Here is a 14,109-nt window from a genome sequence, read left to right as displayed (position 1 = left end):
ACGGAACCGTTGGATATCAAAGCGCTTTTCTCGCACCACCTCAGCCAGTTACAGATCATTGTTGAAAAGACCCCCGAGTCCTTGTTTGAGCAGGCTTTATGTGCAGATATGCTTAATCTGGCGATGCACGCCAAGATCGCGGCAAACTTTGCCATTCGCGGCTATGCCCCCTTGGTGGGGATCGAGCCGGTATTGGTAGAGACTGATAGCAATGATAAAGCCGCGGTGTTGGCGCATATCGAGCAGGTTGTCGGCTGGCTTGAGCAAGCGCCAGATAAAGAGCAACTCTCTGCGCAGCGTGCCCACACCGAGCGGCTCGGCTTCGCTACCGCCGAGTTGGCCGAGCCACAATTTATCCATCAACTTGTCCTGCCTAACCTGCTATTCCATATGGCGATGGTCTATGCGATTGCCCGCAGCCATGAGGTGCCGCTCAGTAAGGGCGACTTCGATGGCCTGCACTCCTATCCTGCGGGGTTTAGCTTCGTTGAACCCTAATTAATCGACGCCAACATTACCGGCGCTGGCGCGTTAACCCCTGCGGCAGAACTCGACGCTTGGCCTAAGCACTAATCAGCGCTACAATGATACTGTTTATATATACAGGTTTGGTGAGCAGGTTATCGTTTAGCCCATGCGAAAGATTATTCATGTCGACATGGATTGTTTTTATGCTGCCATTGAGATGCGGGATAACCCGGCATTGTATGGCAAGCCCGTTGCTATTGGTGGCCTTGCCAGTGGCCGCGGTGTGCTGTCGACCTGCAACTACGAAGCGCGCAAGTTTGGCCTGCGCTCGGCCATGCCGACGGTACAAGCATTAAAGCTATGCCCGCATGTGATCTTGCTGCCGGGTCGCATCGACTATTACAAGCAGATCAGCGCCCAGATCCAGGCGATCTTCCATCACTACACCGACAAGGTTGAGCCCCTATCGCTGGACGAAGCCTACTTAGATGTCAGCGACAGCCCGCACTGCTCTGGCTCTGCCACCTTGATTGCCGAGCAGATCCGACAAGATATCTTCAAAGAGACTGGCCTGACCGCCTCGGCAGGCGTTGCGCCGATTAAGTTTCTGGCCAAGATCGCCTCTGATCTCAACAAGCCCAATGGCATGGCGGTGATCCGCCCCGAGCAGATGGCAGAGTTTATCCATAGCATGCCTTTGGAGAAGATATCCGGCGTGGGCAAAGTCAGCATCGAGCGCCTGCATGCGGCCGACCTGTTTACTGGCGCCGATGTGCTGGCCGCTGACCCCGCTGAGCTGGAACGAGACTTCGGTAAACTGGGTAAGAGTTTATGGAAGCGCTGCCAGGGTATTGATGAGCGCGAAGTGAGTGCTCACCGAGAACGTAAGTCGGTGGGGGTAGAGCGCACCTTCAGTGGCGATATCACCAACCGTGAGGTGCTGGAGCAGCGCTTACTCGGCTTACTTCCCGAGCTGGAGCGGCGCAGCGCTAAGCACCTAAAAGAAGCCGCCATGAACAAGCTTGGGGTAAAGGTGAAGTTTGCCGACTTCCAGCTCACCACCAAAGAGCAGCAAGCGCGCGATATCGACCAGTCTTTGCTATTGGCGCTGTTCGATGAAGCGCTCAGTCGTGGCCACGGTAAAGCGGTGCGGCTGATTGGGGTGCATATCGGCTTAGAGCACGATCAAAAAAGCCAGCTTACCCAGCTGGCTCTTCCTTTAGCTAATTAGCAGCGAACTAGTCTTACACTCATATCGCCGTAAGACTAAGTACTCACTTAGCCTTTAGCTGGCGTGTTGGCTAGCACCGCTTTCATCAGCTCCCAGTATTTCTCCACCGAGGCGATGTTGACCTTCTCGTCGGGGCTATGCGGGAACTTAATGGTTGGGCCAAATGACGCCATGTCCCACTCTGGGTAGGCAGCTTTGAACAGGCCACACTCAAGTCCGGCGTGGATCACCATGGTATTGGGGTGCTTATCAAACAGCTGCTGGTAGCTTTGCTCAATCACGGTTTTCAGTGCTGAGTTTGGATCGGGCTTCCAACCTGGGTAGGCACCGCTGTGATCCACCTCTGCACCCGCCAGCTTGAACAGCGACGCCAGGCTTGATTCCACCATCAGGCGGCCTGAATCTACCAGTGAGCGAACCAGGATTTGCAGCTTGATGTTGCCTGACTCATCGGTGCGGATAACGCCTACGTTTAGCGAGGTCTCAACCACGCCTTCGATGTCTTGGCTCATGCTGATCACGCCATTAATACAGGCGTTCAGGCTGGCAATCAGCTTATCGCTCATCGCCGGGCTCATTACCTGTGCCGGTGCGGCGCTTTCAACCAGCTCAATGCTGAGGGTGTCTTCTACGCGGGCGTACTCTGCGGTGATCGCGGCGATCTCGCTATCTAGTAGCGCCTTGGCTGCCGCCACATCGGCTAACTGGATCTGTGCTTTGGCTTCACGCGGGATGGCGTTGCGCAGGCTGCCACCTTCGATAGTGGCCAATGACAGGCCATCGGTTTGCTGCAGCTTGGCCAACAGGCGGGCCAGTAGCTTATTGGCATTGGCCCGGCCGGTGTGGATATCGCAGCCAGAGTGGCCGCCTTTCAGGCCTTTGATCACCAGCTCAAAGCTGGCCGCATCGCTGGCATCGATATAGTCAGCGGTAAAGGTTACGTTAGTGTCGCCGCCACCGGCGCAGCCCATGTATACCTCGCCTTCTTGCTCTGAGTCGGTGTTGAGCAGCAGCTTGCCTTCGAGCAGGCCAGGCTTGAGGCCAAATGCGCCGTCCATGCCGGCTTCTTCATTAATGGTCAGCAGCGCTTCCAGTGGACCGTGCGCAATATCATCGCTGGCCAGCACCGCTAGAATCGATGCAGCGCCAATGCCGTTATCGGCGCCTAATGTTGTGCCTTCGGCGGTCACCCATTCGCCATCGATGTACGGGCGGATAGGGTCGGCAGTGAAATCATGCTGAGTATCGCTGTTGGCCTGCGGCACCATGTCCAGGTGGGCCTGCAGAATCACGCCTTCACGGTCTTCCATCCCTTTGGTGGCAGGTTTGCGGATGATCACGTTACTCACTTCATCCAGTTGCACGTCTAGGCCTTGGTCTTTGGCCCAGCTCACCACCCAGTCAATCAGGGCTTGCTCGTGGTATGAAGGGTGGGGAATGGCGCAGATCTGGTCGAAAAACTTCCACAGTGCGTTTGGCTTTAATTCAGAAATCGATGACACGATTGTTCCTCTCGGTCTTTAATATCCAGTCAATTCTAACCCGAATTGACCAGTAACTTGAATTTATCTCTATTAGTTGACCATTTTAGGACTACGTTTTAAAACAAAAATCCATAATCTGGCATTGGCGTTATGGATAAATTCATATATTTATCAATGAGATATCAACCTTTCATGTAACGAAGTTGTAGTATTTGACCTAGATCTAAAGCTCAAATTCTGTACACTGAATTTTGTGGCAATTTGCAGTTCGAATCATATAATGCCCGCGGTGCTGTGGGGCTTTTACCAGCAGGGAAAAAGCACAGCGTAGTTAAGCCCCCGGTTAACTAAAGCTCGCCTAGGAAAATACACAAACATGTTAGAAAAACTCTTTCAACTGAAGGATCACGGTACCGACGTGCGTACCGAGGTGATTGCAGGTTTAACCACCTTCCTCACCATGGCCTACATTATCTTCGTGAACCCCAGCATGCTATCAGCGACCGGCATGGATCAGGGCGCAGTATTTGTTGCGACCTGTTTAGCTGCAGCGATCGGCTGTTATGTGATGGGCTTCTACGCAAACTATCCAATCGCCCAAGCACCGGGTATGGGCCTGAACGCCTTTTTTACTTATGGCGTTGTTGGCGGAATGGGCTATGACTGGGAAGTGGCATTGGGAGCGGTATTTATCTCCGGTGTTATCTTTATGGCACTTAGCCTGTTTAAGGTGCGTGAGTGGATCATCAACTCGATTCCGCAGGCTCTGCGGGTGGGTATTGGCGCGGGTATCGGTCTGTTTCTGGGGCTCATTGCCCTGAAGAATGTCGGCATCATCGTTGATAACCCAGCGACCTTGGTAAGCTTGGGGCATGAGAATGTTCCTCAGATGCTGCTGGCTGCTCTGGGCTTTTTTCTGATCATCGGTCTGGAATATCGCAAAGTTAAGGGCGGCGTACTGATCTCCATCTTGGCGATTACCGTGCTGTCGATTGCGCTGGGCTATGTTGAGTTCGGTGGTATCGTGTCTATGCCACCAAACCCTGCCCCGACCTTCCTACAGCTGGATATCGCCGGTGCTTTTGATGTTGCCATGGTGAGCGTGATCTTCGCTTTCTTGTTCGTTGACTTGTTCGACACCGCCGGTACTCTGACTGCGGTTGCCCAGCGTGGTAACTTGCTGGACGAGAACGGCAAGCTGCCACGCCTGAGCAAGGCGCTGATGGCCGATGCAACCGCCACCATCTCGGGTGCGGCGCTGGGTACTTCAAGCACCACCTCGTACATCGAAAGTGGCGCGGGTGTGGCAGAGGGCGGCCGTACCGGTCTGACGGCTGTGGTTGTGGGTACCTTGTTCCTGGCCGCGCTGTTCCTTGCGCCGCTGGCAGGTATGGTTCCCGCATACGCCACCGCTGGTGCCCTGTTCTATGTCTGTGTGTTGATGATGTCTGGCCTTATTAACGTCGATTGGACTGATCTGACTGAAGCGGCGCCAGCTGCAATTGTGGCGATTATGATGCCGCTGTCGTTCTCCATCGCCGACGGTATCGCGTTAGGCTTTATCTCATATGCTGTAATTAAGTTGCTGGCTGGTCGTCATCGTGACGTGCCGTCTAGTGTTTGGGTACTGGCTGTAGTATTTGTGTTGAAGTATGCGGCACCGCTTTGGTGGCCATATGTTCTCATGTTCTTTGAGTTTATTGGCTTAGCATAGAGCAGTCATTGCTATTGCGTGATTACCAAGTACAAATACATGTTGAGCATGTAGTATTTATGTTGAAGTTCTTGTTCTTCTAAAAGGAAAGTGAACTTCTGTTGCGAAAAGCCATTCCTCGGAATGGCTTTTTTGTTTATATTGGCCGGACGCAATAAGTACAAGTAGGACGTAGTGTGTCGGAAAATCTTTCTGAGAGCTTGTTTAAGCCACGCGTAACCGTAAAAGAAACCTCTACAATTTCCAATTCTAAAGCCCGCCAACTAATCGCTGAAAACCAGTACGATGGCCGGCCTTGGTACCGTATTCAAAGGCCGTGGTTATGGCAGTGGATGGGCATGTCCTGGATTGACATTCAATCTGTGTTTTCTCGTATATCTGCCTGTGATAAGCCACGTACCAGCGAGATGTTGGATACAGTTGGCGGCTATCAGCCAGGTAGCTGGAGCTTCGAGTTTATGAAGCTCTCCTCGTCGTCAGCCAGCATGGCCAAGGCCTTCGCTGAGGCCCACGATGAACCGCAAGCCCACAAGCAGTACCTGATGGCGAGCTATTACGCCACCATGGCGGGCTTCCCGCACTTTAAGGGCGATCAGATCGCAACGGCGACCCATGCTCTGTCCTATACCCACCTGCTCAGTGCAGTGGATCACAGCCCTTACTTGGTGAAAAAGCTGAATATTCCGGTGGATAACCGGCATATTGAGTGTTACCTGCACCTGCCTGATGATGACAGCCCCAAACCCGTAGTTATCGTCAGCGGCGGTATCGACAGTATCCAACCTGAGCTGTACCCGATCTTCCAGCACTACTTCGCTAAAGCCGGTTTTGCCATGCTTAGCGTTGACCTCCCAGGTGTAGGGCACAGTACTCAGTGGTGCCTGCAGCAAGATAGCAGTCATATCCATATGGCTATCTTGGATCACCTGGAAGAGGTGCCATGGGTGGATCACACCCGGGTTGCGGTACTGGGCTATCGCTTTGCCGGTAACATTGCCGCACGCATGGCTTTTTTGGCGCCAGAACGTCTTAAAGCTGCGGCGATTTTAGCTGGGCCGGTGGACCGCATCTTTAGCGATATCAACCGGATGAAGGCGCTGCCGCAGATGTATCGGGATTGTCTGGCCAATCGCCTGGGTATCGACAGTGCCGACCCCGAAGCGCTGTTCTATAAATGCCTACCGTTGTCTTTGAAAACCCAAGGTTTGCTGGGGGCGATGCATACCCGCTTGCCACTTTTCGTGTTGGGGCGGGGCGGCGACTACCTATGTCCGGCGGAAGATCTTAACTTGTTATCCCATGCCTCTAGCGACTGCACGGTGAAGGTGATGGACTCGATTGCGGAGAATCACGCCTTTAATAGCATCTTCGCAGATGTGACCAAGTGGCTGCAAAAGCATTTGTGATTTAATTTTAATCGGGTCATTATAGTTCTTAGGTTGCGCAAGTTGTTGGTTCGTAAGGTGCTAAAAGACTGCCTTTAAATAAGCACTGATAACTGCCGCAACCCTAAGCTATGAAGGATATCTAGCAGTTGATTTACCATTTGGGAGGGTAAACAAACATGGATGTAAAATGGCCAACTCACGGCAAACTGGTAAAGAAGTTTACCGAGCTTGGACCTTACCTGCGCGGAGAGCAGAGTAGCAAGGAATGCTATTTCTTCGATTGTCTGGCCGCCTGTGTAAGTGCCAAACCTGCAGCTGAAGTCAGAGAGTTCTACGGTTGGTGGATGCAGCTAGTTGTGACCGAACAAGGCTTCGAGTACAACTACACGTGGGGCATCTACAACGAGAAAGGTGATTGGGATGAGTGCGCTATCCCGAAAAAACATCAAGAAGAAGTGACCAAGTCACTGGATGTGTTTTACCAAAAGCTGCTTAATCTGTTAGACGAACTTTCCTTGCCCATCGAAGCATCGGCTTCGCTTTCGCCGAGTCAAGCACTCCCGGCAGCCTAAATACCACATTTCGTTTTAATTGGGCGCAGCTATTGGATGCGCCCACCTTCAATATTCAGTTAGAATAAGCCCCTTTGATTGGCTCAGTACATGCGGTGAAAATGTCAAAGCAAACAATCGTTGTTAAATTGGGTACCAGTGTACTCACTGGCGGCACCTCCAAATTAGATCGTGCCCATATGATTGAACTGGTGCGCCAGTTCGCCCTGTTACGCAAAGCAGGACACCAGTTGGTGGTGGTGAGCTCGGGCGCACAGGCGGCCGGTCGTGAACACCTGTCGCACAAACTCGGCGCTATCTCGCCGACTATGGCGAACAAGCAGATGCTGGCGGCAGTAGGCCAGATCCAACTGTTCCAGACCTGGGAAAACCTGTTCAATATCTACGGCCTGCACGTTGGCCAGATGCTGCTGACCCGCGCCGATATGGAAGATCGCGAGCGCTTCTTAAATGCCCGCGACACGCTTAAAGCGCTGCTTGATCACGGCATTGTGCCGGTGATCAACGAGAATGATGCGGTTGCCACCGCTGAGATTAAGGTGGGTGATAACGACAATCTATCGGCACTGGCGGCGATTCTGGCCGAAGCCGATAAACTGGTGCTGCTGACCGATCAGCCGGGACTGTTCACCGCAGATCCCCGCTCTAACCCCGACGCCAAGCTTATCGAAGAAGTGCAAGAGATTGACGAGTCAATCAAAGCGCTGGCTGGCGATAGTGTGAGTGGCTTGGGCACTGGTGGTATGGCCACCAAGCTACAGGCGGCCGATATTGCGCGCCGCGCTGGCGTTGAGGTGGTGATTGCCGCTGGCCATGCCGAGCAGGCGGTGACCAAAGCGGCTGCCGGTGAAAATGTCGGCACCCGTTTTCGCGCCACCCAAACCCCGCTGGAGAATCGCAAGCGCTGGTTGTTGGCCGGTCCCCCTCCACAAGGCGAGCTGGTACTCGACGCTGGTGCTTGCCGAGCGGTGGTGGAGCGCGGCTCCAGCTTGCTGCCAAAAGGCGTGATTGCGGCGCGTGGCAGTTTTTACCGTGGCGATGTGGTGCGCCTGACCAACGAGAATGGTCAAGAGATTGCCCGCGGCATCTGTCGCTACCAGTATCAAGATATTGATAGAATCAAAGGCCTACACTCGGAGCAGATCGAAGCTGTTCTCGGCTATGTGTATGGGCCAGTTGCGGTACACCGTGACGACTTAGTGTTGAAATAGGAAGCAACATGGATATGCAAATTTTGGGGCAACAAGCCCAGCAGGCCAGCTTTGAGCTGGCTACCGCCTCAACGGCGCAGAAAAACGCCGCGCTGCTCGCCATCGCCGATGAGCTGGAAGCGCGCGAAGCGGAGATCTTAGCCGCCAATGCCAACGATTTGGCCGCCGCACGTGAAGCCGGTATTGGCGAAGCGATGCTCGATCGCCTTACCCTCAACCCCGAGCGCTTGGCCGGCATTGCCAGCGATGTGCGCAATGTAGTGAACCTTAACGACCCGGTTGGCAGTGAGATTGATTGCCGCGTGCTGGAGAATGGCATGCGCCTGTCACGTCGCCGTGTACCACTGGGTGTAGTGGGCGTGATCTACGAAGCCCGCCCTAACGTGACCATCGATATCGCAGCGCTGTGCTTGAAGACCGGTAACGCCAGCATCTTGCGTGGCGGTAAAGAGACCTTCCAATCGAACATGGCCTTGGTGGCAGTGATTCAAGCAGCGTTGGAGAAATCTGGCCTGCCAGCCCACTCGGTGCAATATATCGCCAAGCCAGATCGCGAGTTGGTGGCTCAGCTACTTAAGCTCGACCAATATGTCGATATGATCATTCCTCGTGGTGGCGCAGGCCTGCACAAGATGTGTCAGGAGAACAGCACCATTCCAGTGATCATCGGTGGCTTTGGTATCAGCCATGTGTATGTGGATGGCAGCGTTGATGTCGACAAAGCGCTGGATGTGATTGAGAACTCCAAGGTGCAACGCCCTTCAGCCTGTAACGCGCTGGATACCTTGTTGGTGGATCAAGCGGTGGCCGATAGCCTGCTACCTAAGCTGGTTGAACGGATGAACCAAGCCAAGGTTAGCCTGGTGGCCGACGCCAGCGCCTATGCAGGCCTAAGCGGCGCTGCTGAGTTGCGCGAAGCTGCCGACGGCGATTTCGATACCGAGTGGCTGAGCTTCACCCTTGGGGTGAAGGTGGTTGCCGATGTGGACGAAGCCATCGCCCATATGCGTGAGCACAACGCCAGCCACTCCGATGCCATCCTGAGCTACCGTATGCCTGCCATCGAGAAGTTCGTTAACGCAGCCGGTTCGGCGGCGGTGTATGTGAATGCGTCTACCCGCTTTACCGACGGTGCACAGTTTGGTTTGGGCGCCGAAGTGGCGGTGTCGACCCAGAAGCTGCATGCCCGTGGCCCAATGGGGCTGGAAGAGCTGACCAGTTACAAGTGGATTGGCGTGGCCGACATGCTGGTGCGCAGCTAAGCTGCTCATAGTTAATGACTAATCATCAGGCCTCGCGATGCGGGGCCTTTTTGTGTCGATTAGCTAGGAGAGCGTGCTGGTAAAGCTGTGCGACTGGCCTATTCTGATAGATGTATTACTAAAGCTGAGGCGATCCCCTCGTCATTTCTTTTCTATCAGGGATGGATGCTTATGAGCACTGATGCTGTGATATCTAATATCAATAAACTTCCGAAAATCAGAAAGATCGTTCAGGACCTAATCAATGGCTTCGATGACGATGAGCTAGATCTTGAGTACATCGCCCAACAAATTTCTTTAGACCCGGTTATCTCCATTAAGGTACTGCGTTTGGCGAACACCGCGCGCTTTGGTGGGGCGAGAACCATCGCCTCGATGGACGAAGCAGTGGTGCGTTTGGGCTACAACACTGTACGTACCTTGGTGATAGCCTCAGGCATGGCTAGCATGACCAAATCGATTCCCGGCTTTGACCTGAAGGCCTTTTGGACCAGAAGCTTTCAGGTGGCCACCATCAGTAAAGAGCTAGCTCGTCCTGCCAAGCTTAACCCGGACGTGGCCTTTACCTGTGGCATGATGTATGACATCGGCAGTGTGCTGCTGGCCTATACCGAAGTTGAAACGCCCCATATCGATACCACGGGGGTGAGTAGCGCTCAGGTGGGGGCGACATTAGCGGAAACCTGGAACTTCCCCGATGATATCGTTAGCGCCATCGAGGCGCAGGGCAGCTCGGTGGGCAAAAACTCTCAGGGCTTCCCCGCCTTGGTGTACTTTTCAGCTGCGTTAGTGGATTGCCTGGCAACCGAACCGGATTGTGAGGAAAACGAAGAGCTGAACCGACTGCTTGGCTCTATCTTGACCCTGCGTTTGGGCGTAGCGCCGGATAAAGTGATAGAGCAGTTGCCAGATCTAATGACGGCTGGCGCTGAGTTTGCTTCATCCATTGCGGATTAGCCAAAAATAAGGGAGCAGAGCTTTGCTCCCTCTTGACTTGTAACAGCCTTCCTCGTTTTTATAACAATAAAGTCAATAAACCCTTCCTAGTCATAGCACTAGCATCTATGCTTTTGTTGAGCTTTGTGTTATTTGCAAGAAATGTAAGGAAGGGAGTCCTCCATGAATGCGCTTTCTATTCGCCAACGCCTGTTGTTGCTGATTGCTCTTGCTAGCATCTCAATTGTACTGGTGGCCGGTGTAACGCTACTTAATAAGAAACACGGAATGTTGGAGGAGCGTCAGCTCCAGATCAAGGTACTGGTGGAGACTGCCTACACCTTGGTCGAAAGCTTTGCAGAACAGGCCCGCCAAGGTCAGCTCTCTTCAGAAGAGGCCCAGCAACGCGCGCTGCAAGCCCTGGATGCGATGCGCTATGGCGACAATGGCTACTTCATGGTGTACAGCTTTGACTCTGAAATGGTCCACCACCCCATCGCCAAGCAATTGATTGGCAAAGACTTGAACGACCTCAAAGACGTGAACGGCGTGCACATCGTGCGTGATGCAGTGAATGCGGCGCGCCAGGGCGGTGGTTGGGTCGATTACTACTGGCCTAAGGCTGGCGAAGACAAAACGCCCTATCACAAGGTGAGTTATTCACTGAGCTTTAACGAGTGGGGCTGGGTGTTGAATACCGGCCTTTATGTCGATGATGTAGAGCGCAGCTTTTGGCACGATGTAATCTGGCTGTTGCTAGGCGTGGCCATGCTCACCGGTGGCTTGATCGGCTTCTCGTTGGTGATTGCGGCCAGTATTGTCAGGCCGTTGCGCTACCTGTCGAACTCCCTTTCGCAAGCTGAAAACGACCTCGATTTATCGCTGCGCTACCCGCAAGATGGTCGCAATGAGATTGCTCGGGTAGGGGTGGCATTAAACAACTTGATGAACGCCTTTTCTCAGACATTGTCGGGTATCCATAGTGGGGTGAAACAGCTCGATGATCAGGCTGACAAGCTGGCTGGGCTGTCCAGCCATATTGTGCAGGCCTCCAACCGCCAGTCCGACGATACCAATACCATCGCCGCGTTGGTGGAACAGTTTACCCAAAGCATCAATGTTATCTCGGATGACGCCAGCAAGATGACTGACCTGAGTAATCAGAACGGTGAGGAAGCGGAGAGCGGCTCAAAAAGCATGCATCAAACCTTGGTGGATATGCAGCAGATCCACCAAAGCGCCAAGGCATCCAGCGAGGCAATCACCGAGTTAGGCAAACACTCCAAAGAGATCGAAGGGGTGGTGAAGGTGATTAATGATGTGGCCGAGCAAACCAATTTACTGGCGCTTAACGCAGCGATTGAAGCCGCAAGGGCGGGCGATCAGGGGCGCGGCTTTGCGGTAGTGGCTGAGCAGGTCAGGGCACTGGCTGAGCGCACCTCGGAGTCGACCAAGCAGATCGCCCAAACCATCCGCTATGTACATGAAGGCATCGATAAAACTGTTACCCATATTAATAACAGCATGGGCTTTGTCGAGCAAAACATGCAGCAAACCGAGCAGGTGGAGCAAAAGGTCTCCCATATGCGGCAGCTATCTGAGCAGCTGGTGGCGATTATTCGAGAAGTGACCCATTCCCTGCAAGAGCAAACCTCGGCCAATATGGAGCTGGCAGACCGAGTCAGCCAGATCACGGCAATGGCGATGAACAACCACCAAAGCGCCGCAGAAGTGCAGGATACCGCACAGCAGGTGAATACTTTGGTGGATGATTTCTCCAGTTCTGTCGCGCGTTTCAAGCTGTTCTGAGTGCGCGGCCCAATTTGGTTCGTTGGTTTAGGTATAATCGAGGGCAGCAGACAAGGAAGTGCCCATGATTGTTCGGCTTGCAACTGAAAGTGATATTCCCGCACTCACTCGGCTACTGGCTCAGCTGTTTGAGCAAGAGGCCGAGTTCCATATCGACCCTGAGCGTCAACGGCGGGGTCTTCAGTCCATCTTCCAACACAGCAGTGGTGAGGTGTTGCTCGCTCTTGAAGGCGAGCAGGTAATCGCTATGGTCAGCCTGCTGTATAACTTCTCCACCGCCTTAGGCGGGCGAGTGGCCATGTTGGAGGATATGGTGGTATCGAAGGCCTACCGCGGCCAAGGCATTGGCAGTGCCTTGTTAAAGGCGGCGATAGAGCAAGCGAAGTTTCGACAGTGCGGGCGAGTGACCTTACTGACCGACCACGACAATCATCCTGCCCAGCATGTCTATCAGCAACAGGGCTTTATCCGCTCATCCATGCAGGCATTTCGCTTGCCTCTATAGCGGTGGCTTGTCCTCGCTGGACTTTGCTGTAGAATGCCTAACTTCCGGCGATGGAGTTCCGCCGTATAACCGCCCTATGAGTACCTGACAAGCTCATACAGCTGATGACTCCTGTGTATCTTAACCCTTTGTTGTAGTTAGGGGATTCACAGGACAGATCGGTCCGTTGTATCCCCCCTCGAGTTTGGAGGCCACGTGTCCCTCGGTATCGTTTTCTTTTGTGTATTGTTCTTTGGCCTGTATGCCAGCAAGCTGGTGAATCTACTGCGCTTACCCGGCGTGTTGGGCATGGTATTTGTTGGCATAGCCCTGGGCTACTACGTCGGCGATGCCTTGCCGCCGTCGCTCGAGGAAGGGGCTGGCTTTCTCAAAACGTTGGCCCTAATCATCATCTTGCTCAAGGCGGGGCTGGGGATCAGCCGGGCAACCCTGTCGCGCGCGGGCCTACCGGCCTTGCTCATGACCTTTATCCCCTGCCTGTTCGAAGGCATTGCCCTGAGCTTTGTGCTTCAAGCGCTGTTCGATTTCGATGTAGTGGTCGCCGGACTTACCGGCTTTATGCTGGCAGCGGTGTCGCCGGCGGTGGTGGTGCCGAGTATGTTGGAGCTCAAGGCTGAAGGCTATGGCTCTGAGCGTGAAGTGCCCACCATCGTCCTGGCCGGCGCCTCAGTGGATGATGTGATTGCCATTACTCTGTTCTCCTTGTGCTTAGGCATGGCTACCACCGGCGATGTTGCCTGGCACGCGGTGGCCTGGCAGATCCCGGTTTCGATTATCACCGGCCTGCTGCCCGGGCTGGCGCTGGGCTTACTGCTGGCGTGGGTGTTCAAGCGCTACAACCTGCCCTTGGTTGAGAAGATCTTGTTGATGCTCACTTTGGCTGTGTTGCTGGTTGAGTTTGGCCACTGGATCAACGCTGCAGCGCTGCTTGGGGTGATGGCGATGGGCTTTATCTTGCTTGAGAAAGCCGAGCAGCAGGCCACCGAGCTCTCCAGCCTGTTTGGCCATATCTGGTACTTCGCCCAGATTGCCTTGTTTGTGTTAATTGGTCTGTCGGTGGATGTTGGGGTTGCGATTGGCGCAGGGGCCACTGGCTTGCTGGCCATCATGCTTGGCTTGGTGGCGCGCTCTATTGGTGTGCTGCTAGCCACCCAGTTCTCCTCGCTGACCTTTAAAGAACGCCTGTTCTGCGTGATTGCCTACTCTCCAAAAGCGACAGTACAAGCTGCGTTAGGCGGCGTGGCATTAGCAGCCGGGGTCCCCGAAGGAGAGATTATCCTCGCGCTGGCGGTGATGGCGATCATCTTTACCGCGCCCATGGGGCTTATCGGCCTTAATCTATTTGCCCGTAAGCTGCTCACCACTGCTCGACCAGCCACTCAAGCCTCGCAAGGTAGCGAGAAGCGGGCGCCTTAGTCGCCCAATGGCGAAGCAAAATCAGCGCTTCGCCATTTTTCCTCCATTTTCATTTCTACGCCATATTCATCACAGTTACGCTTTAGTCTTTCCATAACTGGCAAATGCGTACA

At 53.9% G+C, this 14,109-nt stretch carries 12 protein-coding genes and 1 riboswitch; of the genes, 11 read left to right on the top strand and 1 reads right to left on the bottom strand.

Annotated elements, in window-relative coordinates:
• Positions 1 to 9: 9 nt before the first annotated feature.
• Both G462_RS0101270 and dinB read left to right on the top strand, forming a co-directional pair.
• Positions 10 to 498: a DUF1993 family protein gene (locus G462_RS0101270; RefSeq protein WP_051326439.1), complete on the top strand. Its 489-nt coding sequence runs from the start codon at positions 10 to 12 to the stop codon at positions 496 to 498.
• 136 nt (positions 499 to 634) lie between these two features.
• Positions 635 to 1,699, top strand: a complete 1,065-nt coding sequence (gene dinB, locus G462_RS0101265) for a DNA polymerase IV (RefSeq protein ID WP_026957371.1) — start codon at positions 635 to 637, stop codon at positions 1,697 to 1,699.
• A 47-nt stretch (positions 1,700 to 1,746) separates the two neighbouring features.
• Here the strand turns inward: dinB and G462_RS0101260 are convergent, their stop codons facing one another.
• Complete coding sequence (locus G462_RS0101260) at positions 1,747 to 3,201, bottom strand: aminoacyl-histidine dipeptidase (RefSeq protein ID WP_026957370.1); 1,455 nt, start codon at positions 3,199 to 3,201, stop codon at positions 1,747 to 1,749.
• Positions 3,202 to 3,559: 358 nt separating this feature from the next.
• Here G462_RS0101260 and G462_RS21385 point away from each other — a divergent pair, with 358 nt between their 5' ends.
• The 9 genes from G462_RS21385 (at position 3,560) to G462_RS21370 (ending at position 13,996) form a co-directional block, all read left to right on the top strand.
• Positions 3,560 to 4,897 carry an NCS2 family permease gene (locus G462_RS21385; protein WP_051326438.1) on the top strand — a complete coding sequence of 446 codons (1,338 nt, stop codon included), beginning with the start codon at positions 3,560 to 3,562 and terminating at the stop codon, positions 4,895 to 4,897.
• Between the two features lie 176 nt (positions 4,898 to 5,073).
• Positions 5,074 to 6,303 carry an alpha/beta fold hydrolase gene (locus G462_RS21380; protein WP_084404878.1) on the top strand — a complete coding sequence of 410 codons (1,230 nt, stop codon included), beginning with the start codon at positions 5,074 to 5,076 and terminating at the stop codon, positions 6,301 to 6,303.
• A 158-nt stretch (positions 6,304 to 6,461) separates the two neighbouring features.
• Entirely contained in the window at positions 6,462 to 6,857 is a 396-nt protein-coding gene (crl, locus tag G462_RS0101245; RefSeq protein WP_026957369.1) for a sigma factor-binding protein Crl, read from the top strand.
• A gap of 101 nt (positions 6,858 to 6,958) precedes the next feature.
• Positions 6,959 to 8,068, top strand: coding sequence for a glutamate 5-kinase (gene proB, locus G462_RS0101240; protein WP_026957368.1), 1,110 nt, complete (start codon positions 6,959 to 6,961; stop codon positions 8,066 to 8,068).
• 8 nt (positions 8,069 to 8,076) lie between these two features.
• Positions 8,077 to 9,330 (top strand): glutamate-5-semialdehyde dehydrogenase, encoded by a 1,254-nt coding sequence (locus G462_RS0101235; protein WP_026957367.1) that lies wholly within the window; start codon positions 8,077 to 8,079, stop codon positions 9,328 to 9,330.
• A gap of 171 nt (positions 9,331 to 9,501) precedes the next feature.
• Complete coding sequence (locus tag G462_RS21375) at positions 9,502 to 10,287, top strand: HDOD domain-containing protein (protein ID WP_051326436.1); 786 nt, start codon at positions 9,502 to 9,504, stop codon at positions 10,285 to 10,287.
• Positions 10,288 to 10,449: 162 nt separating this feature from the next.
• Positions 10,450 to 12,075, top strand: a complete 1,626-nt coding sequence (locus tag G462_RS0101225) for a methyl-accepting chemotaxis protein (protein WP_026957366.1) — start codon at positions 10,450 to 10,452, stop codon at positions 12,073 to 12,075.
• Positions 12,076 to 12,139: 64 nt separating this feature from the next.
• A complete protein-coding gene (locus G462_RS0101220) occupies positions 12,140 to 12,580 on the top strand; it encodes a GNAT family N-acetyltransferase (protein ID WP_026957365.1) in 441 nt (146 codons plus the stop codon).
• A gap of 37 nt (positions 12,581 to 12,617) precedes the next feature.
• Positions 12,618 to 12,701: riboswitch (Fluoride riboswitch) on the top strand.
• A gap of 74 nt (positions 12,702 to 12,775) precedes the next feature.
• Positions 12,776 to 13,996, top strand: coding sequence for a cation:proton antiporter domain-containing protein (locus tag G462_RS21370; protein WP_051326435.1), 1,221 nt, complete (start codon positions 12,776 to 12,778; stop codon positions 13,994 to 13,996).
• Positions 13,997 to 14,109: the final 113 nt, after the last annotated feature.

This window comes from Aliagarivorans taiwanensis DSM 22990, from assembly GCF_000429505.1.
Lineage (GTDB): Bacteria > Pseudomonadota > Gammaproteobacteria > Enterobacterales > Celerinatantimonadaceae > Aliagarivorans > Aliagarivorans taiwanensis.
Note: the sequence above shows the minus strand (reverse complement) of the source record. Positions and strands in the feature narration are given on the sequence as shown.

Bases quoted from the DNA above. Each gene is read 5' to 3' on its own strand.
- G462_RS0101225 (WP_026957366.1), top strand. From the start codon at position 10,450: ATGAATGCGCTTTCTATTCGCCAACGCCTGTTGTTGCTGATTGCTCTT.
- G462_RS0101220 (WP_026957365.1), top strand. From the start codon at position 12,140: ATGATTGTTCGGCTTGCAACTGAAAGTGATATTCCCGCACTCACTCGG.
- G462_RS21375 (WP_051326436.1), top strand. From the start codon at position 9,502: ATGAGCACTGATGCTGTGATATCTAATATCAATAAACTTCCGAAAATC.
- G462_RS21385 (WP_051326438.1), top strand. From the start codon at position 3,560: ATGTTAGAAAAACTCTTTCAACTGAAGGATCACGGTACCGACGTGCGT.
- crl (WP_026957369.1), top strand. From the start codon at position 6,462: ATGGATGTAAAATGGCCAACTCACGGCAAACTGGTAAAGAAGTTTACC.
- G462_RS0101235 (WP_026957367.1), top strand. From the start codon at position 8,077: ATGGATATGCAAATTTTGGGGCAACAAGCCCAGCAGGCCAGCTTTGAG.
- dinB (WP_026957371.1), top strand. From the start codon at position 635: ATGCGAAAGATTATTCATGTCGACATGGATTGTTTTTATGCTGCCATT.
- proB (WP_026957368.1), top strand. From the start codon at position 6,959: ATGTCAAAGCAAACAATCGTTGTTAAATTGGGTACCAGTGTACTCACT.